Annotated in this window: 1 protein-coding gene; it reads right to left on the reverse strand. The window is 67.0% G+C overall.

All coding sequences use genetic code 11. From position 1 onward, the window contains the following. On the reverse strand, window positions 1-600 hold a 600-nt coding region (locus tag ACTIF2_RS27675), incomplete at both ends, for a phage major capsid protein (RefSeq protein ID WP_439500350.1).

Genomic DNA, 600 nt, shown 5'->3' on the forward strand with positions numbered 1-600 from the left:
CTGCGTCTTGCGGTTCATCACGAAGGTGCCGTTCTGTCGGTGCCCCGCCTTCAGCGAATAGACCGTGTCGAACAGCGCGTCGGAGGGGTTGCTCGCCTTGAAGGCGCCCGCCGCACCCGTCGCGATATAACCGATATTGCCCCAGCTCCAGCTCGCATCGGCGACATTGGTGTAGCTCAGGAAACCCTTCGGCTTGTTGGTGCCGTCGCCGGAGACGAAGGCAGTGCCTTCCTGCTCGGCGAAGACGATGTCGACCTCGGAGGCGATCCAGCCCTCGACGTCGACGGCCGCATCGTCGAGCAGCGCCGCCGTCGCCGCCGGCATGGCGTAGAGTTCCATGGTCGGGAAGGAGAGTTCGGCGAGCTGCGCATTGCCGGTCTGCGGCCGCGCGGCCGTCTCCGCCACCCAGCCGGCCGCCATGCCGGAGGTGGCAAACGGCTTCTTCAGCACCGAACCCGAAACCTGGCGCACGGTTGCCAGCGCACGGATCGGCGAGGCGGCGGAAAGCCTGCGGCCGATTTCGGTATCCGTTTCCGAGGGCACGAGATAACCGCCATCGGCCGCTGAGCCGACCGACATGGCCTTGCCCTCCAGCGCCCT

The organism is Allobosea sp. (assembly GCF_051860145.1).
Classification (GTDB): Bacteria; Pseudomonadota; Alphaproteobacteria; order Rhizobiales; family Beijerinckiaceae; genus Allobosea.